This window comes from Ruegeria sp. AF7, assembly GCF_056541885.1.
The window spans coordinates 113,936-137,994 of record NZ_JBQFYX010000004.1; the positions used below are offsets into that span (position 1 = coordinate 113,936).

Genomic DNA, 24,059 nt, shown 5'->3' on the forward strand with positions numbered 1-24,059 from the left:
GGAGGCCCGTCTTGACCAACAGAACGAACCTGCCCATTCCGCGCCTGTCCCTGTGGCTAACCCATCTCGGCATGGTGGCTGAACAGGTGCTGCGCGCGTTCTGGCCTGCGTTCTCGATTGTTCTGGCTTTGCTCGCCGCTCTGATTCTGGGGTTGCAGGATCATCTGCCCGTTGAAATCGTCTGGGGTGCTGGTGCGCTGTCGTTGATTTCTTTTGGTGTGGCATCCGTCCGGGGTGTCACGAAATTCAAACTGCCATCCCGCGCTGATGCGCTGGCGCGGCTGGATGAGGCTCTGCCTGGCCGGCCGATTCAGGCTTTGCTGGATGAGCAGGCAATCGGTGCCAATGATGGGGACTCGGTTGCCTTGTGGCAGGCGCACAAGGAACGCATGGCACAGCGTGCGGCCACTGCTGAGGCCGTGAAACCTGATCTTCGGCTTGCGTCGCGTGATCCGTATGCGCTGCGCTATGCCGCTCTGCTGGCATTTGTTGTGGCGCTGATCTTTGGTTCATTGTGGCGCGTGGGTTCAGTGGCGGACATGGCCCCGGGCACAGCCGTCGCTGGACAGGGCCCAACTTGGGAAGGATGGGTAGAACCCCCCAGATACACAGGTTTACCGACCTTATATCTTGCTGATCAGACAGGCGCGGCGCTTTCTGTTCCCAAGGGCAGTCGCATCACCTTGCGACTTTATGGTGAAGTTGGCGCACACAGTCTGTCCGAGAGCAGTTCTGCTAGCGGAACCGAGGCGGCAACAGACCCGGAACAGGAGTTTGTCGCCGAACGCTCGGGTCAGTTTCGCATTGATGGACCGGCGGGGCGGGAGTGGTCGGTGCAGGTCATTGATGACGTGGCTCCGAAGATCGAAGTTTCCGGTACCGCCAAGTCTGAAGCGGGCGGGCAGATGAAGCTGCCATTTTCCGCCAGCGACGATTACGGAGTGGTCTCGGGTCTGGCCCGGATCGAGCTGGATCTGGCGGCGATTGACCGTCGGTACGGACTGGCGGCCGAGCCAGAGCCGCGCGAGGTGATCGAAATCGAATTACCTATGCCGATCACCGGTGACAGGGCGGACTTTACCGAAGACCTGATCGAGGATTTCTCGCAGCATCCGTGGGCGCATCTGCCGGTCAGAATAACCTTGATGGCGACGGATGCAGCGGATCAGCAAACGTCTTCGGATCCCTATGCGACAGCATTGCCAGCCCGGCGCTTCTTTGATCCGCTGGCGGCAGCCGTGATTGAACAGAGGCGCGATCTGCTTTGGTCGCGATCAAATGCACCTCGTGTCTCGCAGGTCCTGAGGGCTGTGTCGCACCGCCCCGAGGATTTGTTTCGCTCTGACACAGCCTATCTGCGCCTGCGGGTTGTGCTGCGGCGATTGGAAACGTTTCACCGATACGGGTTGAAGCCCAAACAACAGGAAGAGATTGCGCAGGCCCTGTGGGACCTTGCCGTGCTGATCGAGGACGGGACGCTGGCGGATGCATTGGAACGGATGCGCCGCGCGCAGGAACGTCTGACCGAAGCGATGAAGAACGGGGCCAGCGATGAAGAAATAGCCGAACTGATGCAGGAGTTGCGCGAGGCGACGCAAGATTACCTTCAGCAACTACAACGCCTTGCACAGCAAGATGGCGAAGACGGCGAACGTCAGCCCGGCCAGAATGGTGATTCTTTGCAAATGACGCAGGATGACCTGCAGCGCATGATGGACCGCATTCAGGAACTGATGGAACAAGGCCGCATGGCCGAAGCCCAGCAGGCGTTGGAAGAATTCCAGCAGATGATGGAGAACATGCGTGTAACTCAGGGTCAGGGCCAAGGGCAGCAATCCGAAGGCCAGCAGGCCATGGAAGGTCTCGCCGAAACCCTGCGCGAACAGCAGGGTCTTAGCGATCAGGCCTTTCGTGATTTGCAGGAACAGTTCAACCCAGGCGCGCAATCAGGTGAAAGCCAAGGGAACGAAGGCCGCAACGGCGGGCAAGGTCGGGGGCAAAGCCACGAAGGTCAGGGCGGTCAGGGCGAAGGCTCGGATCAGGCTGGCGAAGGCCAGCAGGGTCAAGGCTCACTTGCGGATCGGCAGCAAGCGCTGAGAGATGAACTGAGCCGCCAGCAACAGGGATTGCCCGGTGCCGGCACGCCCGAAGGTGACGCCGCACGCGAGGCGTTGGATCGGGCCGGGCGCGCCATGGACGAGGCCGAGCAGGCCCTGCGTGGCGATGATCTCGCCGAAGCTATCGACCGCCAGTCCGAAGCGATGGAAGCTCTGCGCGAAGGGATGCGGTCGCTGGGTGAAGCCATGGCGCAGGAACAGCAGAACCAACCGGGGCAGGGAACGCAGGACGGCGATATGCAGGCCAACAACCGCGATCCGCTGGGCCGAAACCCAGGCGCTGCGGGTTCGATTTCAACCGATGAAAACCTGTTGCAGGGCGAAGACGTTTATCGCCGTGCGCGCGAGTTGCTGGATGAAATCCGCCGCCGGACCGGTGAAACAAACCGTCCCCAGATCGAGCTGGAATACCTCAAGCGGTTGCTGGAACGGTTCTAGCCCTCAGTTCTGCGCACCGGATCCTGCCTGAGTTTCGAGCCAGATTCGCGCCTGATCCACCAGCGACACATATGAGCTGAGCAGCGGATCGGCCTGTGGTACAGCCTCGCTGATCTGGCGGGCATTCCCGTAGATCAGGTACAGGACCACGCCGATGATCAGCATCAGCGCAAAACCGCGCAAGAACCCACCGGACTTGCCGGGCGCTTGCGCCTCATCTTCCGCCGGGTCGGAGCGCATGCTCGAGTTGATGGCATCGACATCCGGCAGTGCATCCTTTTGCCCGGCATCTACAGCGGTTTCCGAAGTTGCAGGGCGTTTGGGCCTGACCTTTGGCTCTGGCGGGGCTTCCAGGCCCAGATCGGGCTGGCTTTCCAGACCACCGCCTTCCTGCGCACGCAACTCCGCTTCTCGTGCGGCTTCTTCTTTCAGGATGCTGGCAACTGATGGGGCGACATTTCCTGTGGATGCCGCAGGTTTTTCAACCTCTGGCGCTGTTTTTTCTGCGGGCTCGGCGTCCTTCTGGGCCTCGACCTCGGTGTCCGATGTATCTGCCTCAACAGGCTTGTCCTCGGGCGCGTTCGGTTCATCCGTCTGCTCGGATGGATGCTTGGCCTGAAACCAAGTCTGATCGCAGTTCGAACACTGCACGTCGCGGCCTTCCTCGGGGATGACCTCGTCAGGAACTTCGTACTGCGCAGTGCAATTCGGACATGTAAGACGCATACTGCCTCCTCGGCCGGATGAAGGGCCGATAATAGTTTTTTCAGGGATGATATTCCGTTAAGACCCAACAGCAAAGGGCGTTTTCGGTTTCATAGGTCAAGTGTCACCAATTGGACTCGGTAGAGCCATTGAAACCGTCGCCCTGCTCGGGCAAGAAGAGCGGCAAAATATTGGGGGCACGTGTGATCGAGCTGGAAAATGTCAGCTATACCTACGGTGGCGGCGAGTTGCTGAGCGATGTCTCGGTTCAACTACAGCCGGGGTCGTTCCACTTTCTGACCGGTCCGTCAGGAGCGGGAAAGACGACATTGCTCAAGCTGTGTTACGGGGCACTGTTACCAACCTCTGGACGTCTTAGCGTATTTGATCAAGATATCTCGGCCCTTGATCGGGATCAGCTGGCCGTGCTCCGCCGACGCGTCGGCGTTGTTCATCAGGATTGCCAGTTCCTTGACCATATGACGCTTGCCGAGAATGTCGCCTTGCCACTGATGGTCTCCGGGCGCGGGGAGTCGTCTGGGCAAGACAATTTGACCGAACTGCTCAGCTGGGTGGGGCTTGGTGCACGTCTCGAAGCGCGGCCACCGGAATTATCCGGCGGTGAACGTCAACGGGCGGCTCTGGCGCGCGCTGTCATCCTGTCGCCTGATGTCATATTGGCGGATGAACCCACCGGCAATGTAGATTGGGAGATGTCGCAACGTTTGTTGCACCTGCTGGTCGAGCTGAACCGTATGGGAAAGACCGTTCTGATTGCCACCCATGACCTGAGCCTGATCCGCGCGGCAAAAAGTCATGTTCAGGCACGTGTTTTGCGGATTTCGCAGCGAAAGCTGCATCTGGCGGGGGCAGACCTGTGACTGGGGCTGATATCCGAAACTTGCTGCGCGGCGATACCCGTGCTGACCGTGTTGTTCCGCCAACCGGCTACACCGCGCATCTGACGCTGTTTGTCGCTGGTGCTATGGCATTTCTTGCTGTTTTTGCTTTGGCTTTGTCCCTCGCCTCTGGCCGCATCGCGGATCGGTGGGCCTCGGAACTGGCGGGCGCTGCAACCTTACGCATCAACGCACCGGCCGAGCAGCTTGCTGCCCAGACAGAAGCGGCATTGACCGTCCTCAGCCAGACACCCGGTGTCGCATCCGCCCGTTCGCTTAGCGCAGATGAACAAGCCGCGTTGCTGGCACCATGGTTCGGGCCGGACCTGCCGTTGGATACTTTGCCAATCCCGCAGCTGATCGAGATCATCGAGGGCGAACCGGGACTGGATGCGCTCGGGCTGCGATTGCGATTGGGGGCCGAGGTACCCGGCGCGGTTCTGGATGATCATACGCGATGGCGCGAACCGCTGGTTGATGCTGCGATGTCCCTGCGTCGTTTGGGGTGGATCTCTATCCTGCTGATCGGTGGCGCGACCGCTGCGATGATTACCCTTGCGGCCAACGCATCACTTGCGGCCAATGCGCAGATTATCGAGGTCCTGCGATTGGTTGGCGCACAGGATGGTTTCATCGCAGGTGCTTTTGTACGGCGGTTTACCTATCGCGCGTTTTTCGGCGCCTCGGTTGGGACCCTGCTGGGAATGACAGGTGTCTTGCTTTTGCCCGAAGCTTCGGACGCGGGCGGATTTCTGACCGGAGTTGGATTTCAGGGCAAAGACTGGGTATTGCCGGTTCTTATCCCCGTCCTTGGGGCAGCCGTTGCCTTTGTTGCCACATGGGCCGCGGCCCGACGCAAGTTGAAGGAGCTTTCCTGATGTTGACGGCAATTCAGTGGGTTCGTTCCCTCATCTTCATGATTGTGATCTATGCCTGGATGCTGATCCTTGGCATCGCGTTTCTGCCTTATGCGCTGTTTTCTAAAAACGGTGCGCTGAAAGCGTGCAAAACCTACGCCAAAAGCACCATGTGGCTGGCACGGTGGATGGTTGGTATCCGCTGCGAGGTGCGGGGCAATGCCCCAACGAATGAAGTGGTCATCGGGGCCAAACATCAGTCGTTCCTTGATATCATCATGATTTTCGACGCCATTCCGCACGGCAAATTTATCATGAAGCGCGAGCTGTTGTTCACACCTGTCATTGGCATGTATGCACGACGCCTTGGTTGTATCCCGGTCAATCGCGGCAAGCGCGGTGCGGCTGTGGCAAAAATGGTCAAGGACGTCTCAAAAGAGTTTTCCGAACCCGGACAGCTGGTGATCTATCCGCAGGGCACGCGTGTGGCGCCGGGTGCAAAGAAACCCTACAAGGTTGGTACAGCGATCCTGTATGAAGGCCTCGGTTTTCCATGCGTTCCGGTTGCGACGAATGCTGGCGTGTTCTGGCCCCGCACAGGCGTGATGCGTAAACCCGGCCTTGCCATTGTAGATTTTCTGGAGCCGATCAAACCGGGTGTTGCCCGCGATGAGTTCCTCGCGCGGTTGGAGGAAGTGATCGAAACACGTTCGAACGAATTGATGCGCGAAGTGGGGTTTGATCCTGATGGAATTCATTGAAAAAGTAGAAGATCTCGAGGCGTTGTACGGAACGCCGGGTGCTGCTTCGTTGCGAAAGGTCGTTCGACACTTAACTCCGCTCTATCGCAAGTGGATTGAAGCCGCGCGCCTTTGTGTTCTCAGTACAGTTGGTCCCGAGGGTGTGGACGGAAGCCCACGTGGGGACGACGGTGCTGTTGTGCGTGAGTTAAACCCAAAAACGCTGGCGTTGCCTGACTGGCGGGGAAACAACCGCCTGGACAGCTTGCGCAACATTGTTCGGGACCCGCGCGTTTCGCTGATGTTCTTTGTGCCGGGTTCTGACAATGTCGTTCGGGTAAACGGAACAGCCCGATTGACCGCAGACGCGGCATTGCGCAACCAGTTCGAAAAGGCTGGCAAGGTTCCGGCGACGGTTATCGTTGTGCAGATTGACGAGATTTACAGTCAGTGCGCGCGTGCACTGATGCGCGCCCGCACTTGGACTTGTGGCGACGAAAGCAAGGACCTTCCGACGATTGGGCAGCTTTTGTCGGAGGCGTCAGAGGGTGAAGAGGGCGGCGCGCAATATGACAAAGACTGGGCTGCACGCGCCGCCAAGACAATGTGGTAGGTAGCGGACGGTTGTTCAGTCAAGCTGCGGCGGCTCCGATTCTGGACACTTTTTTGATCCAGCGATCAACGCTGCCCGGTTTGGGATAGCTTGCGCCTGCAAAGTAAGTGAATCGCGTTGGTTTGAAGCCAACAAAACCGAGGATCTGGCCCCGAACCTGTCGAATAAGCGCTTGCCTGTACATCAGGCGCATGAACCAGCCCGGCGTATCTGAGGTCAGGATAACGCGTGCCGTGCGTCCGGTCAGCATCGGGGCTGGCAGGCCAGCCATCGTCGTGTTGCGGGTGTCGAATGTCCGCCCCGGTATGAACATCCGGTCAATCAATCCCTTGAGTTTTGCAGGCAGCCCGCCCCACCACATAGGTGTGGTCAGGACCAGATGGTCGCTCCATTCGAAGTCCTGCAACACGTGTTCCAGAACCGGTTCAAGCGGCTTGAAGTCGTGATAGTTGCCCTGACCGAAATCAAAATCGAATTGCAAGTCGCTCAGATGGACTATTCGGACATCATGTCCGTTTTTGCGGGCTGCCTCGCCATAGGTTTCTGCGAATGTGCGTGACAAGCTGCTTTCTGCCGGATGTCCATCGAGGATGAGGATTTTCTTGGGGTGCATTGGGGTTCTCCTGAAAATGACCGTGGTCAGTTTATAGAATCAAAAAATGACCACGGTCAATATAAAATTTGACCACGGTCAAAAAATGTGCGACTGAGCGGTATGCAAAAAACGATCCAGAAACGTACGATCAAGACCCGCGCCAAGCTTCTATCAGCTGCGGAAGAGGTTATCCGACATGGCGGATATGAAGCATTGCGGGTGGAAGAAGTTGTAAAGGCCGCGGGAGTTGCCAAGGGGACCTTCTTCGCGCATTTCCGCGACAAGGACGCACTGATGGAAATCCTGATCGCGGACAAGCTGAATGCCTGTCTGGATCAGGCCCAATCCGAAACTCCACCCAAAACGGTACCAGAGATCATCGCATCGCTGGAACCGGTCCACGAATTCATGACATCCGAACGGTACGTGTTCGATCTGTTGATCAGATACTCGGGGGCAACGGCCATCGCAGATATTGGGCCGATTGCCTATTGTTTTGAACGATATTTTCGGGTCGTGATGATGTGGCTTGAAACCGCAGAGGTACGCAAGGATGTACCATCCGAGCTGTTGGCAGAAGGCGTGCAGGCCTTTGCCATTCAGGCCATGTCCTTACAGTATTGTGCGTTGCATTCAGCGACAACGTTCACAGACAGGCTGGAAACATATCTGGATGCGTGGTTGACCCCGGCAGGCTGATCGCTGCCAGGGTCAAGGTTGTCAGCTGTGGATCGGGCCGTCCCCGCAGGCCAGGGCAGCCTCGCGCACCGCTTCGGAATACGTCGGATGCGCGTGGCAGGTGAGCGCCAGGTCCTCGGCAGAAGCACCGAATTCCATTGCCACACAGACCTCGTGGATCAGATCACCCGCGCCGGGGCCGATGATATGGGCACCCAGAATGCGATCAGTTTCCTTGTCGGCCAGAATCTTGACGAACCCGTCTGCCGCAAAATTCGCCTTGGCACGCCCATTGCCCATGAACATGAACTTACCGACCTTATAGGCACGACCCTGTTCCTTGAGCGTCGCTTCGGTTTCACCGACATTCGCGACTTCTGGCCAGGTGTAGATCACGCCCGGAATCACGCCGTAGTTCACATGACCGTGCTTGCCTGCAACCTGTTCGGCAGCGGCCATTCCTTCGTCTTCGGCCTTGTGTGCCAGCATCGGGCCTTCGGTCACGTCGCCAATTGCATAGATGCCCGGCACGTTGGTCTGCCAGTCGGCACCAACCTTGATCTGACCACGTTGGGTCATCTCGACGCCCAAAGCGTCCAGCCCCAGACCATCCGAATAGGGTTTGCGGCCTGTGGCAACCAGCACAGTGTCGGCGTCGATCACATGTTCACTGTCGTCTTTGAGCAGCTTGTAGGTAACTTTGGCCTTGGTCTTGGTCGCTTCGGTTTTCTGCACCGCTGCACCCATGATAAAGGTCAGGCCCTGTTTTTTGAGAATGCGCTGGAAGGTTTTTTGCACCTCAGGGTCCATGCCCGGCGTGATCTCCTTGAGGAACTCGATCACGGTAACTTCAGCGCCCAGGCGGCTGTAAACCGATCCCAGTTCCAGCCCGATCACACCCGCGCCGATCACAACCATTTTCTTCGGGACCTTGTTCAGCGACAAAGCACCGGTTGAAGTCACGACAACCTTCTCATCAACTTCAACACCGGGCAGCGAGGACGGTTCGGAGCCTGACGCAATGATGATGTTCTTGGTTTCATGGATTTCATCGCCGACCTGAACTTTGCCGGCCGCAGGGATCGAGCCCCAGCCTTTCAGCCAGTCGATCTTGTTCTTCTTGAACAGGAACTCGATGCCTTTGGTGTTGCTGTCGATGACCTCGTCCTTGTAGGCCTGCATCTGCTTCCAATCGACTGAAGGCGCTTTGCCCTTCAGGCCCATCTTGGCAAAGTTATGCTCGGCCTCGTGCAGCTGATGGCTGGCATGCAGCAGCGCCTTGGAGGGAATGCAGCCCACGTTCAGGCAAGTACCGCCCAGTGTTTCGCGCCCTTCGACCACGGCGGTTTTCAAACCCAGTTGAGCGCAGCGGATCGCGCAGACATAGCCGCCGGGTCCGGCGCCGATTACGATGACGTCATAATTTGCCATTACATTCTCCTAAATCGACCGGACGCACCGGCGCTTCCCCGACCCGATTTGGCGGGTCGGAAATAGTCATTGTCAAACAGGTTCCAGCAGCTTGATCGAGATATGGGCAATTCCGCCCCGCTCGTGATGCATCGCCAATTCTTCCGAACCAAAGAAGGCTTTGGCCTTGTCCAGGTTTGTAACCTCGAACATCGCGATGGCGTGGTCTTTTTGGTCGGGGTCGCGCCAGACGTGCAGGTCGCGGATACCCGCGGCCTTGCGCATCGGTTTGTCCTCGCGGAACACTTTCAGCCAAGCGTTGAAATCGGCCACGTCGGCTTGCCAAAGTACATGCGTTGCCATGCTTACAGGTCCATCAGCAGGCGGCGCGGGTCTTCCAGCGCCTCTTTCACACGAACGAGGAAGGTAACGGCACCTTTGCCATCGACGATCCGGTGGTCATACGACAGGGCCAGATACATCATCGGGCGGATCTTGATCTCACCATTGATGACCATCGGGCGGTCCTGGATCTTGTGCATGCCCAGAATACCCGACTGAGGGGGGTTCAGGATCGGCGAGGACATCAGCGAACCATAGACACCACCATTCGAGATGGTGAAGGTGCCACCCTGCATCTCAGCCATGCTCAGCTTGCCGTCACGGGCGCGCTTGCCCTTTTCGGCGATGGCTTTTTCGATCGCGGCAAAGGACATGCTGTCGGCATCACGGATCACGGGAACGACCAGACCCTGCGGCGTACCGGCGGCGACGCCCATATGCACGAAGTTCTTGTAGACGATGTCGGTTCCATCAATCTCGGCATTGACCTCGGGCACTTCTTTCAGCGCGTGGCAGCATGCCTTGGTGAAGAAGGACATAAAGCCCAAACGCACGCCATGCTTCTTCTCGAACTGGTCTTTGTACTGATTGCGCAGGGCCATGACCTCGGTCATGTCCACCTCGTTGTAGGTGGTCAGGATCGCAGCGGTGTTTTGTGCGTCCTTGAGACGTTTGGCAATGGTTTGGCGCAGGCGGGTCATCCGCACGCGTTCTTCGCGGGCCTCGTCCTCGGCAGCCACAGGGGCGCGTGGGGCTTGGGCCACAGGGGCGGGCGCAGCCGCCGCAGGTACCGGGGCTGAAACTGCTGCAACGGCTTTGGCTACGTCTTCCTTCATGATGCGACCGTCGCGGCCTGTTCCGGTGACCTGATCAGCCGACAGTCCGGCTTCGGCCATTGCTTTCTGGGCGGACGGTGCGTTTGCGACGTCTTTTCCGGTGCTTGTTGCTGCGGGCGCCGCCGCTGCTGCCTGGGCCGGCGCGGCTGCTGCACCAGCGGCAGCTCCGGAGATGACAGCCAGCTTGGCAGCCGCATCCACGGTCGATCCTTCTGGAGCAACGATTTCCGCAAGAACACCCGAAGTCGGTGCGGGAACTTCAACCGAGACTTTATCGGTTTCCAATTCGCACAGCATCTCGTCCTGCGCGACGTTGTCGCCAACCTTCTTGAACCACGTCGAAACGGTTGCCTCCGTCACAGACTCACCAAGTGTCGGAACCATCACGTCAACCGACCCACCTGATGCGGCAGGTGCCGCTGCCGGGGCTGCGGCTGGCGCCGGGGCTGCGCCTTCGCCCGCCGCAATCGTTGCCAGCAAGGCGTCAACACCAACGGTTTCGCCTTCGGCTGCCACGATTTCACCCATTACACCCGCTGCGGGAGAAGGAACCTCGACGGTGACCTTGTCTGTCTCCAGCTCACACAGCATCTCATCCATGGCGACCGCATCACCGGGCTTTTTGAACCAGGTTGCAACTGTGGCTTCGGTGACCGATTCGCCAAGCGTGGGAACACGAACTTCAATCGTCATCGCTTACTTTCCTTCAATGCTCAGCGCTTCGTTAACCAGCGCTTCTTGTTGGGCTTTGTGTTGGCTGGCCAGCCCCGTTGCGGGCGAGGCCGATGTGGCGCGACCGGCATAGGTCGGGCGAGTGTGTTTAGCATCGATACGGGACAGGACCCATTCGATGTTGGGTTCGATAAAGGTCCACGCACCCTGGTTCTTGGGCTCTTCCTGACACCAGACCATCTCGGCATTCTTGAACCGTTCGAGTTCGTTGATCAGTGAATGTGCCGGGAACGGATAGAATTGTTCGATCCGCATCAGGTAGATGTCGTCGATGCCACGCGCATCGCGTTCCTCCAACAGGTCGAAGTAGACTTTGCCGGAACACATGACGACGCGCTTGATCTTGTCATCGGCCACCAGCTTGGTGTCAGAGTTGCCCTTCTGCGCATCATCCCACAGCACCCGGTGGAAGCTGGAACCAGTGGTGAAGTCATCCGCCGTGCTGACGGCCAGCTTGTGACGCAGCAGTGACTTCGGTGTCACCAGGATCAGTGGCTTCCGGAAGGTCCGGTGCAACTGACGGCGCAGGATGTGGAAATAGTTCGCCGGTGTCGTACAATTCGCCACGATCCAGTTGTCCTGACCGCACATTTGCAGGAACCGTTCCAGACGCGCTGACGAGTGTTCCGGGCCTTGCCCTTCGAACCCGTGTGGCAGCAATGTGACCAGACCGGACATCCGCAGCCACTTGCTTTCACCCGAGCTGATGAACTGGTCGAACATGATCTGCGCACCGTTGGCAAAGTCGCCGAACTGCGCCTCCCACAGAACCAGAGCGTTCGGTTCTGCCAGCGAATAGCCGTATTCGAAACCCAGCACCGCGTATTCGGACAGCATCGAGTCGATAACATCGTATTGGGATTGCCCGGCACGGATGTTGTTGAGCGGGTAATACCGTTCTTCGGTTTCCTGATGAACAAACCCAGAGTGACGCTGGCTGAACGTGCCCCGCGTTGCATCCTGCCCGGCCAGACGCACGGGATATCCTTCGGTCAGCAACGATCCAAACGCCAGTGCCTCACCTGTGGCCCAGTCAAATCCTGCACCGGTCTCGAACATCTGCTTCTTATGTTCCAGCAACCGCCCAACGGTTTTGTGCATTGCGAAATCGTCAGGAGCTTTGGTCAGCGCGGCTCCGATTTCCGCCAGTGTCTCTGCCGAGATCGCTGTTTCACCCCGGACATAATCATCCTTGTTCTTGTCAAGATGCGACCAGCGCCCATCCAGCCAGTCGGCCTTGTTGGGTTTGTAGTCTTTCCCGGCCTCGAACTCGTCGTTCAGGTGGGCCTGAAAGGCGGCCTTCATATCTTCGATCTCACCCTCGGGGATCAGCCCGTCCTTGACCAGCCGCTCGGTATACAAGGAAAGCGTTGTCTTATGGGTCTTGATCTTCTTGTACATGATCGGGTTGGTGAACATGGGTTCATCGCCCTCGTTATGGCCAAACCGGCGATAGCAGAAGATGTCCAGAACCACGTCTTTATGGAACTTCTGGCGGAACTCGGTCGCCACCTTCGCGGCGTGAACTACCGCCTCGGGGTCGTCACCGTTCACATGGAAGATCGGGGCCTCGACCATCAGCGCGATATCGGTGGGATAGGGGCTTGAGCGGCTGAAATGCGGCGCGGTTGTGAACCCGATCTGGTTGTTCACCACAATATGCATGGTGCCTCCGGTTCTGTGCCCTTTCAGGCCGGACAGGCCAAAGCCCTCGGCCACAACACCCTGACCGGCAAAGGCCGCATCACCGTGCAGCAATATCGCCATGACCCTGGTACGGTCCGTGTCGCCCAGTTGGTCCTGCTTGGCGCGAACCTTACCCAGAACCACCGGGTTTACCGCCTCAAGGTGAGAGGGGTTGGCAGTCAGTGACAGGTGCACACTGTTGCCATCGAATTCGCGATCGCTAGAGGCGCCGAGGTGATATTTCACATCGCCAGAGCCATCCACGTCTTCGGGTTTAAAGCTGCCGCCCTGGAATTCGTTGAAAATCGCGCGATAAGGCTTGCCCATCACATTGGCCAGAATGTTCAGGCGACCCCGGTGCGGCATCCCGATGACGATGTCACTGAGGCCAAGTGCGCCACCGCGCTTGATGATCTGTTCCATCGCCGGGATAAGCGCCTCGCCACCGTCCAGACCGAACCGCTTGGTGCCCATGTACTTGACGTGCAGGAACTTCTCAAAGCCCTCGGCCTCGACCATTTTGTTCAGGATCGCCTTGCGGCCTTCTTTGGTGAACGCGATTTCCTTGCCATAGCCCTCGATCCGCTCCTTCAGCCACGCGGCTTCCTCGGGGTTCGAGATATGCATGTATTGCAGCGCAAAGGTGCCGCAATATGTGCGCTTCACGATCTCAACGATCTGCCGCATCGAAGCGACCTGCAGACCCAGCACGTTGTCGATAAAGATCGGGCGATCCATGTCGGCATCGGTGAAGCCGTAAGTCTTCGGGTCCAGCTCAGGATGTGTGCTGGCGGCGCGCATGCCCAGCGGGTCCAGATCTGCGGCCAGATGGCCCCGGATGCGATAGGCCCGGATCAGCATCAGTGCCCGTAAACTGTCCAGCACCGCACGCTTGATCTGGTCATCGCTGACCTCGACCCCCTTGTCAGCCGCCTTGTCCTTGATCTTCTTGCCCGCCGCTTTGGCGTCAATCTCGGCCCATTCCCCGGTCAGAGCGCCCGTGAGGTCATCTGCAGGCATCGGCGGCCAGTCGGTGCGCGCCCAGGACGGACCGTCGGCTTCGCGTTGAACATCAGGTGCGGCATCGCCCATGGCATCAAAGAACGCGCCCCATGCGGCATCCACCGCCCCGGGGTTCTTTGTGTATTGCGCGTAAAGCTGCTCCAGATATTCGGCATTATGCCCCTGCATGAAGCTTGAGGCATGAAAGGCGGAATTGGGCGAATGTTCGGTCATAGGGCTACCTCTGTTGGGTTGGGACCGTATTGATTGGTGCCTGGCTGGCTGGGGCGTGTCAGCCACCATAGAACCAGGAGGGGCGACACCACCAGTACCAGTAGTGTCGGAAGAACGATGAGCAACGTGGCGCGGGTGAACAGGATATCCAGCCTGCCGCCATGCTGGAAATGAGAGGCCAGGCCGATACCGAAAACGAGCACGGCTCCGGCGCCAAGGATCAGCAGGATCGGCAGCAGAGCATACAGCCCGCTGCGACCGGTATCGTGCATCCGCCGGAAAGCAACTGCCAGATGGGGAAAGAAGACGATCAGGCTGACGATGCCCTGCACTGGTTGCGAGGACGTGGCCAAAACGGATTTCGAGGTTTCGGTTTCCGTCACCGCGACCTGCGTGAAGAACTGCCAGTCGATGATCCCGGCAATGATGTTCCAGATCACGATGAACAGGAAAAAGAACCAGTATTCGGGGCGTGATGCGCGACCTGAGAAGGTGAAAAACTTGGAGAAGCAGGTGCGGATGGCGTCGGAGAAGGTCATGCGGTCACTTCTCCATTTGGTACACCAAACCGGTTGTTCCCCGGCTCAGACGCGACCAGCATCATTCCGATGATATTTGCTGTTACCATCACACTCGCGACGAGTGCCGCTAGAAACATCGGCCCAAGGGTCAGGAATGCCAAGATCAGCCACAAAATTGGCCCACCTATCAATAAACTGTACAACAAGAAGACCTGGTGCCCAATCCAGATGAGTATAATTGGCATGAAAGGATACAGGGCCTGGTGACCATCTTCTCCAGTCTCTTGTAACCGTCGGCTCATAGCCGCGAGCAAAGGGATAGAGGTTGCCATCACCACTATCAACCGCCCGATTCCCCAGCCGAAGGAAACACGCCAGTCAAGATGCAGAGTTACAATTATTGGCAGCATAGCCGCCAAAGGTGCGAACCACCAAAACTCGGCGCGCGTAGCCCTGCATGAAAAGACGAGTGCTTTTCGAATTCCAGTCGATATGGCTTGTTTCGGCCCCATTAACACTCACTTACTCGGCGGCACTGCCGGGGCAGCGCCCGACCGCCCCATGGGCGGGTGCGTTGCACCCACCCGCAGTCGGGCGCTGCCCTCTGCACACATGTGCGACCGGCAGCCATCACTTACCCAATCGCTTCCAACACAGCCTCACCCAGCTGCGCCGGGCTTTCGGCCACGACGATACCGGCTGAGCGCATGGCTTCGATCTTGTCCTCGGCACCGCCTTTGCCGCCGGCGACGATTGCGCCCGCGTGGCCCATGCGGCGGCCCGGAGGGGCCGTGCGGCCTGCGATGAAGCCTGCAACCGGCTTTTTGCGGCCTTTCTTGGCCTCATCTGCCAGGAACTGTGCGGCCTCTTCCTCGGCCGAGCCGCCGATCTCGCCAATCATGATAATCGACGTGGTTTCGTCATCTGCCAGGAACCATTCCAGCACGTCGATATGTTCAGTCCCTTTGATCGGGTCGCCGCCAATGCCCACACAGGTGGACTGGCCCAGTCCTACATCCGTTGTCTGTTTCACGGCTTCATAAGTAAGCGTACCCGAGCGGGAAACGACACCCACGCTCCCGCGTTTGTGAATATGGCCGGGCATGATGCCGATCTTGCAGGCGTCAGGCGTGATGACACCGGGGCAGTTCGGGCCGATCAGGCGCGACTTACTGCCTTCCAGCGCGCGTTTCACCTTCATCATATCCAGAACCGGGATACCTTCGGTGATGCAGACAATCACTTCCATCTCGGCATCAATCGCTTCGAGGATCGAGTCCGCCGCGAATGGGGGCGGTACGTAGATCACCGATGCGTTGGCTTCGGTCACGTGCTTTGCCTCGTGGACCGAGTTGAACACGGGCAGGCCTAAATGCTCCATCCCGCCTTTGCCGGGGGTTACGCCGCCAACCATCTTGGTGCCATAGGCAATGGCCTGTTCGCTGTGGAATGTACCTTGCGAGCCGGTAAAGCCCTGACAGATCACTTTGGTGTTTTCGTCGATGAGGACTGCCATTTTGTCCCTTTCTCTAGGCGGTGTTGGATTGATAGGGTTCTGCCGCTGGAAGAACCTGCGGCGCATAGGTAATTTTCTGAAGCGTGGCGCGACCAAGGACCAGGTTGGCCATCGTGCGCAGGCCGCTGCTGATTTCGGCGACACCGCGCCTGATTTTTTGTCGGACCAGCGGCCAGCCCGTAGGGCGTGCGCGGGGGGCACCCATCTGGATTTCGCCCGGCGCTTCGTTGCCTTGCTCGACCATCGCAGGAACCACCTGATAGACATTGACCCGACGCGCCGCAGCCGAGGCTGATGGGTTGAACAACAGGCCATCCAGCGTGATGTCATAGGGCTTTTGCGCCAGGAAATGTTCTGCCGCATTTCGGGTCAACGCATATGCGGCACCGCCGGGGTGGCGTGAGTGCATCAGGCGCAGTTCCCGACCCAGATGGGATGAGTTTTTGCGCTCAAGTGCGAGGTAAAGCTTTGTGCTGCGCCAGCGTTCGAACCGCACGATATCGGCATCCTCTGGCCACCAGGATGCATCGTTCAACCAATCCGCCAGTTCTGGCGACAGGAAAACATCATCCTCAAGTATCAAAGCCTGCTCCGCGCCAGAGGCGACAACGGCCTCCCACGCTTTAGCGTGACTGAGGGTGCAGGCCATGTCCTTGGTATGGAAATAACCCCAAGGTCCCTCAGACCGGCATTCACGCAGGAATTCCTCACGGGTGGCGGCGTCGCAATCAACAGCGTTGATGCGCGTTGCCGACAGGCCTGCCTTTTGCAGCTCCTGCGCCATCAAACGCGCCCGCCCGGTGGCGCGTTCTAGGCCTATGAGGAAGATGGGGATGGTCATGGGGTTACATTTCCAGTCAGATCAGGCAGTCTGTACCAACAGCGATTTGGTCCGCGAGCCGGTAGAGCCCTGACAGATCACTTTGGTATTTTCGTCGATGAGGACTGCCATTTTAGTGGCTCCTTCGCTTGCTATCTTATCTGTTGAAGTTCGATGGACGAGTATTGCTGTCCAGCGGGTTGTTTCGGAGGTTGCCCGGAGACGATGTAGACATTTCGCCCTGCAATGGGTTTGTCGGCTCTCAGCGTAGTTCTCGAAGAGCTTCTGGTCGTCTGATAAGTAGATGAACCATCGATGTGCTTTGCAGCCATCCGCTTTTGTATTTCTTCTACGTCAGTGGAAGTTAGGTTTTTCGACGCGATATAGCAGTAGTCATACTCGACCCTGCCCCTGGTTCCAAAATCAGAAGTTCTGGTTCCGGTGACTGCATAGATCCAATTCGGCTCACTGAAGAACCGAGTTCCTCCCTCGGACGTGTTAGAAATACGTTCAAGGCCTGAGTTCTCCAGCGTTTGAGTTGCTTGAGAAGGATTACCCAAGCTGGCCATGCAGACCGTTTCAAACAGCACACTCGCTTCTTCAATTGCACTGCTTCGTGTTACCGGCGCGTTCGTGCAACCAGCTAAAAGAATTGCGGTTGCCAAGGAGATCTTCTGGAAATTCATTCAATCGGCCTTTGAAAGTGATACTCATCCCGAGGACAGAGGAAGGTTTGCATTTCTGCAAATCTTCCTCCCACTCTGCTCAACCCTTAACCGCCTTCACGATCTTCTCGGCACCGTCTTTCAGGTTGTCCGCCGCGATCACGTCCAGACCCGAATTGTTGATGATCTCTTTGCCTTTCTCGACATTGGTGCCTTCCAGACGCACGACCAGCGGAACTTGCAGCCCGACCTCTTTCACCGCAGCCACCACGCCCTCGGCGATGACGTCACAGCGCATGATGCCGCCGAAGATATTGACCAAAATGCCTTTGACCTGCGGGTCCGAGGTGATGATCTTGAACGCTTCGGTCACCTTCTCTTTGGTCGCACCGCCGCCCACGTCGAGGAAGTTGGCAGGCTCGGCGCCATAAAGCTTGATGATGTCCATCGTGGCCATCGCCAGACCGGCACCGTTCACCATACAGCCAATCTCACCATCCAGTGCGATGTAGTTCAAGTCGTATTTGCTGGCTTCCAGTTCCTTGGGGTCTTCCTCGGTCGTGTCGCGCAGTTCAGCGATATCTGGGTGGCGGTAGACTGCGTTGCCATCAAAGCCAACTTTGGCATCCAGCACTTTCAGGTCGCCGCTGTCGGATACGATCAGCGGGTTGATCTCCAGCATCTCCATATCCTTCTCGACGAAGGCTTTGTAGAGGATGCCCATAAGCCTGACACATTGCTTGACCTGCGCGCCCTCAAGCCCCAGCGAAAACGCGATGCGGCGACCGTGGTAGGGTTGGTAGCCGGTGGCCGGGTCAACCGAGAAGGACAGGATTTTCTCGGGCGTCGCGGCAGCAACCTCTTCGATGTCCATACCGCCTTCGGTCGAGCAGACAAACGAGATACGGCTGGTCTGACGATCTACCAGCAGAGCCAGGTACAGTTCACGCTCGATGCCGGAACCGGCTTCGATATAGATGCGGTTGACCTGCTTGCCTGCCGGACCCGTCTGATGGGTGACCAGAGTGCGCCCCAGCATCTTCTTGGCTTCTTCTGCCGCTTCCTCGACCGATTTCGTCAGCCGGACACCGCCTTTTTCACCAGCATCGGCTTCTTTGAACGAGCCTTTGCCGCGGCCACCCGCGTGAATCTGCGCCTTGACGACCCAAAGCGGCCCATCCAGTTCACCGGCTGCGGTTTTGGCTTCCTCGGCGCGCAATACGGCGCGACCATCGGAGACCGGAGCGCCGTAGCTGCGAAGAAGAGCCTTGGCCTGATATTCGTGAATGTTCATCGAAATTGTCCCGTCTGACTGCGTTTAACCGTTATAGGCGTGTCTAGCGGGCAAATTTAAAGGGTTTTTTGACCTGCGACGGGAAATTGTCGAAGATTTTCGACATTTGTGATCACGGGTTTTTAGGGTGTGATCACAAAAATTCGAGTGTCATCAATTGATTCGATATTTCTGCACAGTTTTTTGAAATCACATTCGAAAAAAGGGATTTGGGACGTTTGCGCCAACATATGCGGCCGGGTTCCGCGGTGGCAAATGAAAACCGGCCCAGAATTGGGCCGGCCTCAAATTCGGATTGTCTGGCAGTTTTATGCCAGTGAACTGTCGATACCCTTGCAAGCCTCGATCAGGCCTTTCACGGCGTTGACCGAGTTGTCGAAGCCGGCTTGCTCGTCTTCGTTCAGCTTGATGTTCACAATGCGCTCGACGCCACCAGCGCCGATGACTGTCGGCACCCCGACATAAAGGCCGTTAACACCCAACTCACCGCTGCAGTACGCCGCACAAGGCAGAACACGCTTCTGGTCTTTCAGATAGGCTTCGGCCATTTCGATCGCCGAGGTGGCGGGCGCGTAATAAGCCGATCCGGTTTTCAGCAAACCGACGATTTCGGCGCCACCGTCACGGGTGCGCTGTACGATGGCATCCAGCTTTTCTTGCGAGGTCCAGCCCATTTCAACCAGATCAGGCAGCGGGATGCCAGCAACGGTCGAGTAACGAACCGACGGCACCATGGTGTCGCCGTGGCCGCCCAATACGAACGCGGTTACATCGCGCATCGAGACGTTGAACTCTTCCGACAGGAAATGCGCGAAACGTGCTGAATCCAGCACGCCAGCCATGCCGCAGACTTTGTTATGCGGCAGGCCCGAGAATTCGCGCAGCGCCCAGACCATGGCGTCCAGTGGGTTGGTGATACAGATCACGAACGCATCGGGCGCGTGTGCTGCGATGCCTTCGCCGACCGATTTCATGACTTTCAGGTTGATGCCCAGCAGGTCATCGCGGCTCATGCCCGGCTTGCGGGCTACGCCTGCGGTCACGATGCAAACATCCGCCCCGGCGATATCAGCATAGTCGCTGGTGCCTTTCATCGTTGCGTCAAAGCCTTCGGACGGGCCTGACTCGGCGATGTCGAGCGCCTTGCCCTGTGGCAGCCCGTCAGCGATGTCAAACAGGACAACGTCACCCAGTTCTTTGACAGCTGCAAGATGCGCAAGCGTGCCGCCGATGTTCCCCGCGCCGATCAGCGCAATCTTGGGTCTGGCCATTTGGAATATCTCCAGTCGGTTTTGAAATCGCGGCCGTGCTAGTCGCTAAAACGGCATTAAGCAAGAGTTCTGCGACGTGGCATACAACCGCATACCGTTTGCGAGACCCTATGTGGTTGCGCTAAAGGGCCTTTGAGACAAGCCAAAACCGGGACCGGTGCATGTTTGAATTAAACTTGATGTTTTTTGCAGTGGCGATCCCGGCGGTGATATTTGCGGGTATCTCAAAGGGCGGTTTCGGCTCGGGCGTGGCTTTTGCGTCATCATCGATTCTGGCCTTGATCCTAACGCCCGGGCAGGCCCTGGCCCTGATGCTGCCGATTCTGATGGTGATCGATGTGGCCACTTTGGGCCCTTATTGGAAGCGATGGAGCTGGAGGGATGCGCGCCTGCTGATCCTGGGTGCTGTACCCGGTGTGGCAATGGGGGCATGGCTTTACCGCTCAACGGATGATGACCTGCTGCGCCTGCTGATCGGCGGCATCTCGGTCGGGTTCGTGATCTGGCACATCGCACAGTCAAAAGGCTGGGTGCGCGGGTTTGCCAGACGGTTGCCACCCTCCGCTGGCCTGTTTGCAGGGCTGGTCGCGGGCTTCACCAGCTTCGTCAGCCATGCCGGAGGCCCTCCAGCTGCCGTTTACCTGTTGTCCCAACGGCTGACAAAGACCGAGTTTCAAGCCAGTACGGTATTGGTTTTCTGGGTGATTAATATCGCGAAGTTTGTACCCTACGCTTATCTGGGCATGTTCACGTGGCAGACGGCATGGGCCGATATGCTGTTAACACCGTTTGCTGTTCTCGGTGCGTGGCTGGGCGTCCGCGCACATTTCATGTTGTCCGAACGCCTGTTCTTTGGAATTGCTTATGTGCTGCTGACCCTCACAGGCAGTAAACTGATCTGGGACGCACTTACCTGATCAGGCGTTCGGGGGCAGCGCTTCGGCTACAGCCTCAAAAGCTTGCCCCGAAGCGACGAGACAGGTGACCCCGTTGGGCAAGGTCACCGTGATGGTCCAGCTGCCGCTTTGAGCTGAGGCGAAAAGTTCCATGACTGCGCCTTGCTGGGCCAGACCAAAGCCCCTGCGCGTTTCGCCATAAGTGTCGGTCAACCTTCTTAGCACATCCTCTCGCGGTGCGCAGTTTTGCCCCTGGGCCTGTGCCTGTTGTGCCGCCAGAACCATGATCCCAAGTCCCATCGTCATCTTGAACATTGTCTTTCGCATCCCGAATCCTTTCGGTTCCCTCTGCTGGTCAGGGTGCGGCGTAGGGGCCGAAATTCAGTTAAGGCAAAGCACGTTGCGCCCTGTTTGCTGCGGTGCGGCAATTTTGGGGTTGAACTTTCCGGTAAAAAATGCCCCATTCCGCGCAACTTTATTTCAATGGGAGTGGTCCATGGATCCTCGTCAGCGCCCCTATCGTTCGGTTCTCTATATTCCTGGGTCCCGGGATAGGGCTTTGGAAAAGGCCCGCACTCTGCCGGTAGATGCAATCATCTTCGATCTGGAAGATGCGGTCGCGGCCGACGAAAAGGACAATGCGCGCGAAACGCTTAAGGCGGCCTTGGCTGCCGGAGGTTACGAGTCACGCGTCAAGATTGTCCGGATAAACGGGTTGGACACCGAATGGGGCCGTGCGGATGCCGAGGCTGTGCGCGAAATGGATGCCGACGTAGTCCTGTTGCCTAAAGTGAATTCGGCGGCTGACGTGGATGCGCTGGCTGCGATCACCGGAGATTTGCCGATCTGGGCCATGATGGAAACCCCGCGTGGAATTCTGAACGCGGCAGAAATCGCCGCGCATCCGCTGATGGCCGGATTCGTGATGGGAACAAATGATCTGGCGAAAGAGCTGCAAACCCGCTTCCGCCCAGATCGCCTGCCTATGATGACCTCGTTAGGGCTGTGCTTGCTGGCCGCCAAGGCCGAAGGGCTGATTATCATCGACGGCGTTTACAACGCCTTCAAGGATGTCGAAGGTCTGACTTTCGAATGTGCGCAAGGCCGCGATATGGGCTTTGATGGTAAAACGCTGATCCACCCGGCCCAGGTCGAAGTGGCAAATACCGCCTTCGCGCCATCGGATGACGAGATCGACCTGGCTCGCCGCCAGATTTCGGCCTTTGAAGAGACCGAGGCCCTTGGCCAAGGGGTCGCTGTTGTCGATGGCAAGATTGTCGAAAATCTGCACGTTGTAACTGCCCGCGAAATTCTGGCAAAAGCAGAGGCGATATTAGCTTTGCAAGCGGGGTAGGCCAGCATGGGCTTTGTTCTTCTGATCTTGGGTGTGGCGCTGTGGTGGGGGGCGCATCTGTTCAAACGTGTGGCACCTGAACGCCGCGCCGCAATGGGTGACGCGGGTAAAGGCGCTGTTGCCCTGGCTTTGCTCGCGTCGATCCTTCTGATGATCTTCGGGTATCGCATGACCGACTTCATCCATGTTTGGGCGCCGCCAACCTTTCTGGTTCACGTCAACAACCTGTTGGTTTTGATCGCGATTTATATGATGAGCCCTGCGGGCACAAAAGGCCGGCTGCTGAACAAGCTGCGCCACCCGATGCTGGGCGGGTTCAAACTGTGGGCTTTTGCGCACCTGTTGGTGAACGGCGATCTGGCCTCGATCATTCTGTTTGGTGGCCTTCTGGCCTGGGCGGTGGTCGAAGTCATTGTAATCAACAAGTCTGAACCCGAGTGGACCCCGGCAGAGCCTGGCACTTACGGCAAGGATGCGATGTTCTTTGTGGCTTCGATCGTTCTGATGGGAATTATCGGATACATCCACGGGCTGGTTGGCCCATCTCCGTTCAGCTCATAAGGATTTGATTTGATGTCGAAACTTTATCGCTTGCTGACCGAAGAAGACACTTCGGCCTTCTGTCACAAGGTGTCCGACGCCCTGTCAAAGGGATGGGAGCTGTATGGCGACCCGGCTTACGCCTTTGATGCCAACGGCAACGTAATGCGTTGTGCGCAGGCCGTGACCAAAGAGGTCGAGGCCGACTATTCCCCCGACATGAAACTGGGACAGCAGTAATGGCGAAAACAAATCCGGGCCGATTTTTCGAGGACTATTCTGTGGGGCAGGTGTTGCAGCATGCAGTACCTCGCACCGTGACCGAGGGAGAGCGCGGCTTGTATCACGCGCTTTATCCCGCACGTCATGCGCTTTACTCTTCGGATGAGTTTGCTCGGGACTGTGGGTTGCCGGAAAGCCCGATTGATGATCTGGCCGCGTTCCACATCGTGTTCGGCAAAACCGTGCCTGACATTTCCTTGAACGCGGTTGCCAATCTTGGCTATGCCGAAGGCCGTTGGCTGAAGCCCGTTTATGCTGGCGATACGCTGCGATCCGTATCAGAGGTTATCGGCCTGAAGCAGAACTCCAACGGAAAAACCGGTGTTGTATGGGTTCGTACCCGCGGGTTGAACCAATTGGACGAGGTGGTTCTTGAATATGTGCGCTGGGTCATGGTGCGCAAGGCAAACATGGATGCACCCGCGCCCGAGACGGTTGTTCCTGATTTGAAGGCTGTACTTGATCCGCAGGACCTGACCGTGCCGGAAGGGCTCGATTTTGCAAACTACGATTTTGCCCTCGCGGGCGAGGTGCATCGCTGGGGCGATTATAAGATCGGTGAAACCATCGATCATGTGGATGGTGTCACCGTCGAAGAGGCCGAACATATGCTGGCCACACGTCTGTGGCAGAACACCGCCAAGGTGCATTACGACCTGACGTTCCGTCCGGAAGGCAGGCTCATTTATGGTGGGCATGTAATCTCGATGGCGCGGACATTGTCCTTCAATGGCCTTGCAAATGCACAGATGATTGTCGGCTTGAATGGTGGCGCCCATACTAACCCTTGTTTTGCGGGTGATACGATCAAGGCATGGTCCGAAGTTCTGGACAAAGCGGAAACCGGGGTACCCGGCATAGGCGCTGTGCGATTGCGTTTGGTCGCGACCAAAGGCGGTGATCCGTTCAAGCTGAAGAACGAAGAAGGGCGGTACCTGCCAGACGTTCTGCTGGATCTCGATTATTGGGCTTTGATGCCCAAATAGGTGATCTGACGGATATGTGACGCCACGGCT

Annotated in this window: 25 protein-coding genes; 11 read left to right on the top strand and 14 right to left on the bottom strand. The window is 57.7% G+C overall.

The features are described from left to right. Nucleotides 1-71 precede the first annotated feature (71 nt). Nucleotides 72-2,555: a TIGR02302 family protein gene (locus tag ACR0AP_RS10510; RefSeq protein ID WP_480506821.1), complete on the top strand. Its 2,484-nt coding sequence runs from the start codon at nt 72-74 to the stop codon at nt 2,553-2,555. Nucleotides 2,556-2,558: 3 nt separating this feature from the next. On the opposite strand, the gene ACR0AP_RS10515 is transcribed toward ACR0AP_RS10510, so the two are convergent. Further along, nucleotides 2,559-3,281 (bottom strand): zinc-ribbon domain-containing protein, encoded by a 723-nt coding sequence (locus tag ACR0AP_RS10515; protein ID WP_480506718.1) that lies wholly within the window; start codon nt 3,279-3,281, stop codon nt 2,559-2,561. Nucleotides 3,282-3,463: 182 nt separating this feature from the next. Here ACR0AP_RS10515 and ACR0AP_RS10520 point away from each other — a divergent pair, with 182 nt between their 5' ends. The 4 genes from ACR0AP_RS10520 to ACR0AP_RS10535 are packed head-to-tail and all read left to right on the top strand — an operon-like array spanning nt 3,464 to nt 6,369. Further along, nucleotides 3,464-4,141: a cell division ATP-binding protein FtsE gene (locus ACR0AP_RS10520; RefSeq protein WP_209506709.1), complete on the top strand. Its 678-nt coding sequence runs from the start codon at nt 3,464-3,466 to the stop codon at nt 4,139-4,141. After that, nucleotides 4,138-5,037 carry a cell division protein FtsX gene (locus ACR0AP_RS10525; RefSeq protein ID WP_480506720.1) on the top strand — a complete coding sequence of 300 codons (900 nt, stop codon included), beginning with the start codon at nt 4,138-4,140 and terminating at the stop codon, nt 5,035-5,037. The genes ACR0AP_RS10520 and ACR0AP_RS10525 overlap by 4 nt, the downstream gene beginning before the upstream one ends. Next, nucleotides 5,037-5,777 (top strand): lysophospholipid acyltransferase family protein, encoded by a 741-nt coding sequence (locus ACR0AP_RS10530; protein ID WP_480506722.1) that lies wholly within the window; start codon nt 5,037-5,039, stop codon nt 5,775-5,777. Before ACR0AP_RS10525 ends, ACR0AP_RS10530 begins: the two co-directional genes overlap by 1 nt. Beyond that, on the top strand, nt 5,764-6,369 hold the full coding sequence (locus ACR0AP_RS10535; RefSeq protein ID WP_480483127.1) for a pyridoxamine 5'-phosphate oxidase family protein: 606 nt from the start codon (nt 5,764-5,766) through the stop codon (nt 6,367-6,369). The genes ACR0AP_RS10530 and ACR0AP_RS10535 overlap by 14 nt, the downstream gene beginning before the upstream one ends. Before the next feature lie 19 nt (nt 6,370-6,388). Here the strand turns inward: ACR0AP_RS10535 and ACR0AP_RS10540 are convergent, their stop codons facing one another. Further along, nucleotides 6,389-6,982 carry an NAD(P)H-dependent oxidoreductase gene (locus ACR0AP_RS10540; protein WP_480483129.1) on the bottom strand — a complete coding sequence of 198 codons (594 nt, stop codon included), beginning with the start codon at nt 6,980-6,982 and terminating at the stop codon, nt 6,389-6,391. Nucleotides 6,983-7,084: 102 nt separating this feature from the next. Between ACR0AP_RS10540 and ACR0AP_RS10545 the strand changes: the two genes are divergently transcribed. Further along, on the top strand, nt 7,085-7,663 hold the full coding sequence (locus ACR0AP_RS10545) for a TetR/AcrR family transcriptional regulator (protein ID WP_480506724.1): 579 nt from the start codon (nt 7,085-7,087) through the stop codon (nt 7,661-7,663). Nucleotides 7,664-7,684: 21 nt separating this feature from the next. Here ACR0AP_RS10545 and lpdA read toward each other — a convergent pair whose 3' ends face one another. From lpdA to mdh, 11 genes are all read right to left on the bottom strand, one after another. Next, the gene (lpdA, locus tag ACR0AP_RS10550; RefSeq protein WP_480506726.1) at nt 7,685-9,073 is read right to left on the bottom strand and encodes a dihydrolipoyl dehydrogenase; all 1,389 of its coding nucleotides are present in this window, start codon (nt 9,071-9,073) and stop codon (nt 7,685-7,687) included. Between the two features lie 72 nt (nt 9,074-9,145). After that, entirely contained in the window at nt 9,146-9,415 is a 270-nt protein-coding gene (locus ACR0AP_RS10555; protein ID WP_480483134.1) for a hypothetical protein, read from the bottom strand. Nucleotides 9,416-9,417: 2 nt separating this feature from the next. Beyond that, entirely contained in the window at nt 9,418-10,923 is a 1,506-nt protein-coding gene (gene odhB / locus ACR0AP_RS10560; protein WP_480506728.1) for a 2-oxoglutarate dehydrogenase complex dihydrolipoyllysine-residue succinyltransferase, read from the bottom strand. A gap of 3 nt (nt 10,924-10,926) precedes the next feature. Further along, nucleotides 10,927-13,884 carry a 2-oxoglutarate dehydrogenase E1 component gene (locus ACR0AP_RS10565; RefSeq protein ID WP_209598649.1) on the bottom strand — a complete coding sequence of 986 codons (2,958 nt, stop codon included), beginning with the start codon at nt 13,882-13,884 and terminating at the stop codon, nt 10,927-10,929. Continuing rightward, nucleotides 13,881-14,423 carry a DUF805 domain-containing protein gene (locus tag ACR0AP_RS10570; protein ID WP_209598648.1) on the bottom strand — a complete coding sequence of 181 codons (543 nt, stop codon included), beginning with the start codon at nt 14,421-14,423 and terminating at the stop codon, nt 13,881-13,883. The genes ACR0AP_RS10565 and ACR0AP_RS10570 overlap by 4 nt, the downstream gene beginning before the upstream one ends. Further along, nucleotides 14,420-14,917, bottom strand: coding sequence for a DUF805 domain-containing protein (locus ACR0AP_RS10575; protein WP_480506730.1), 498 nt, complete (start codon nt 14,915-14,917; stop codon nt 14,420-14,422). Before ACR0AP_RS10575 ends, ACR0AP_RS10570 begins: the two co-directional genes overlap by 4 nt. Nucleotides 14,918-15,039: 122 nt before the next feature. Continuing rightward, entirely contained in the window at nt 15,040-15,921 is an 882-nt protein-coding gene (gene sucD / locus ACR0AP_RS10580; protein WP_209506539.1) for a succinate--CoA ligase subunit alpha, read from the bottom strand. Between the two features lie 13 nt (nt 15,922-15,934). Next, nucleotides 15,935-16,762, bottom strand: coding sequence for a glycosyltransferase family 25 protein (locus tag ACR0AP_RS10585; RefSeq protein ID WP_480506732.1), 828 nt, complete (start codon nt 16,760-16,762; stop codon nt 15,935-15,937). A gap of 131 nt (nt 16,763-16,893) precedes the next feature. Then, on the bottom strand, nt 16,894-17,427 hold the full coding sequence (locus ACR0AP_RS10590) for a hypothetical protein (protein WP_480506734.1): 534 nt from the start codon (nt 17,425-17,427) through the stop codon (nt 16,894-16,896). Nucleotides 17,428-17,506: 79 nt separating this feature from the next. After that, nucleotides 17,507-18,700, bottom strand: a complete 1,194-nt coding sequence (sucC, locus tag ACR0AP_RS10595; protein ID WP_267363198.1) for an ADP-forming succinate--CoA ligase subunit beta — start codon at nt 18,698-18,700, stop codon at nt 17,507-17,509. Nucleotides 18,701-19,008: 308 nt separating this feature from the next. Then, complete coding sequence (gene mdh, locus ACR0AP_RS10600; protein WP_209506532.1) at nt 19,009-19,971, bottom strand: malate dehydrogenase; 963 nt, start codon at nt 19,969-19,971, stop codon at nt 19,009-19,011. Between the two features lie 161 nt (nt 19,972-20,132). Here mdh and ACR0AP_RS10605 point away from each other — a divergent pair, with 161 nt between their 5' ends. Then, nucleotides 20,133-20,888: a sulfite exporter TauE/SafE family protein gene (locus ACR0AP_RS10605; protein ID WP_267363195.1), complete on the top strand. Its 756-nt coding sequence runs from the start codon at nt 20,133-20,135 to the stop codon at nt 20,886-20,888. Here ACR0AP_RS10605 and ACR0AP_RS10610 read toward each other — a convergent pair whose 3' ends face one another. Then, entirely contained in the window at nt 20,889-21,194 is a 306-nt protein-coding gene (locus tag ACR0AP_RS10610) for a hypothetical protein (protein ID WP_480486649.1), read from the bottom strand. 169 nt (nt 21,195-21,363) lie between these two features. On the opposite strand from ACR0AP_RS10610, the gene ACR0AP_RS10615 reads away from it, so the two are divergent. The 4 genes from ACR0AP_RS10615 to ACR0AP_RS10630 are packed head-to-tail and all read left to right on the top strand — an operon-like array spanning nt 21,364 to nt 24,029. Beyond that, the gene (locus tag ACR0AP_RS10615) at nt 21,364-22,221 is read left to right on the top strand and encodes an HpcH/HpaI aldolase/citrate lyase family protein (RefSeq protein WP_480506736.1); all 858 of its coding nucleotides are present in this window, start codon (nt 21,364-21,366) and stop codon (nt 22,219-22,221) included. A gap of 6 nt (nt 22,222-22,227) precedes the next feature. Continuing rightward, entirely contained in the window at nt 22,228-22,782 is a 555-nt protein-coding gene (locus ACR0AP_RS10620) for an NnrU family protein (protein WP_480506737.1), read from the top strand. Between the two features lie 12 nt (nt 22,783-22,794). Next, nucleotides 22,795-23,001: a DUF1737 domain-containing protein gene (locus tag ACR0AP_RS10625; protein WP_209506521.1), complete on the top strand. Its 207-nt coding sequence runs from the start codon at nt 22,795-22,797 to the stop codon at nt 22,999-23,001. Next, complete coding sequence (locus ACR0AP_RS10630; protein WP_480506738.1) at nt 23,001-24,029, top strand: MaoC family dehydratase; 1,029 nt, start codon at nt 23,001-23,003, stop codon at nt 24,027-24,029. The genes ACR0AP_RS10625 and ACR0AP_RS10630 overlap by 1 nt, the downstream gene beginning before the upstream one ends. The last annotated feature ends 30 nt before the right edge of the window (nt 24,030-24,059 follow it).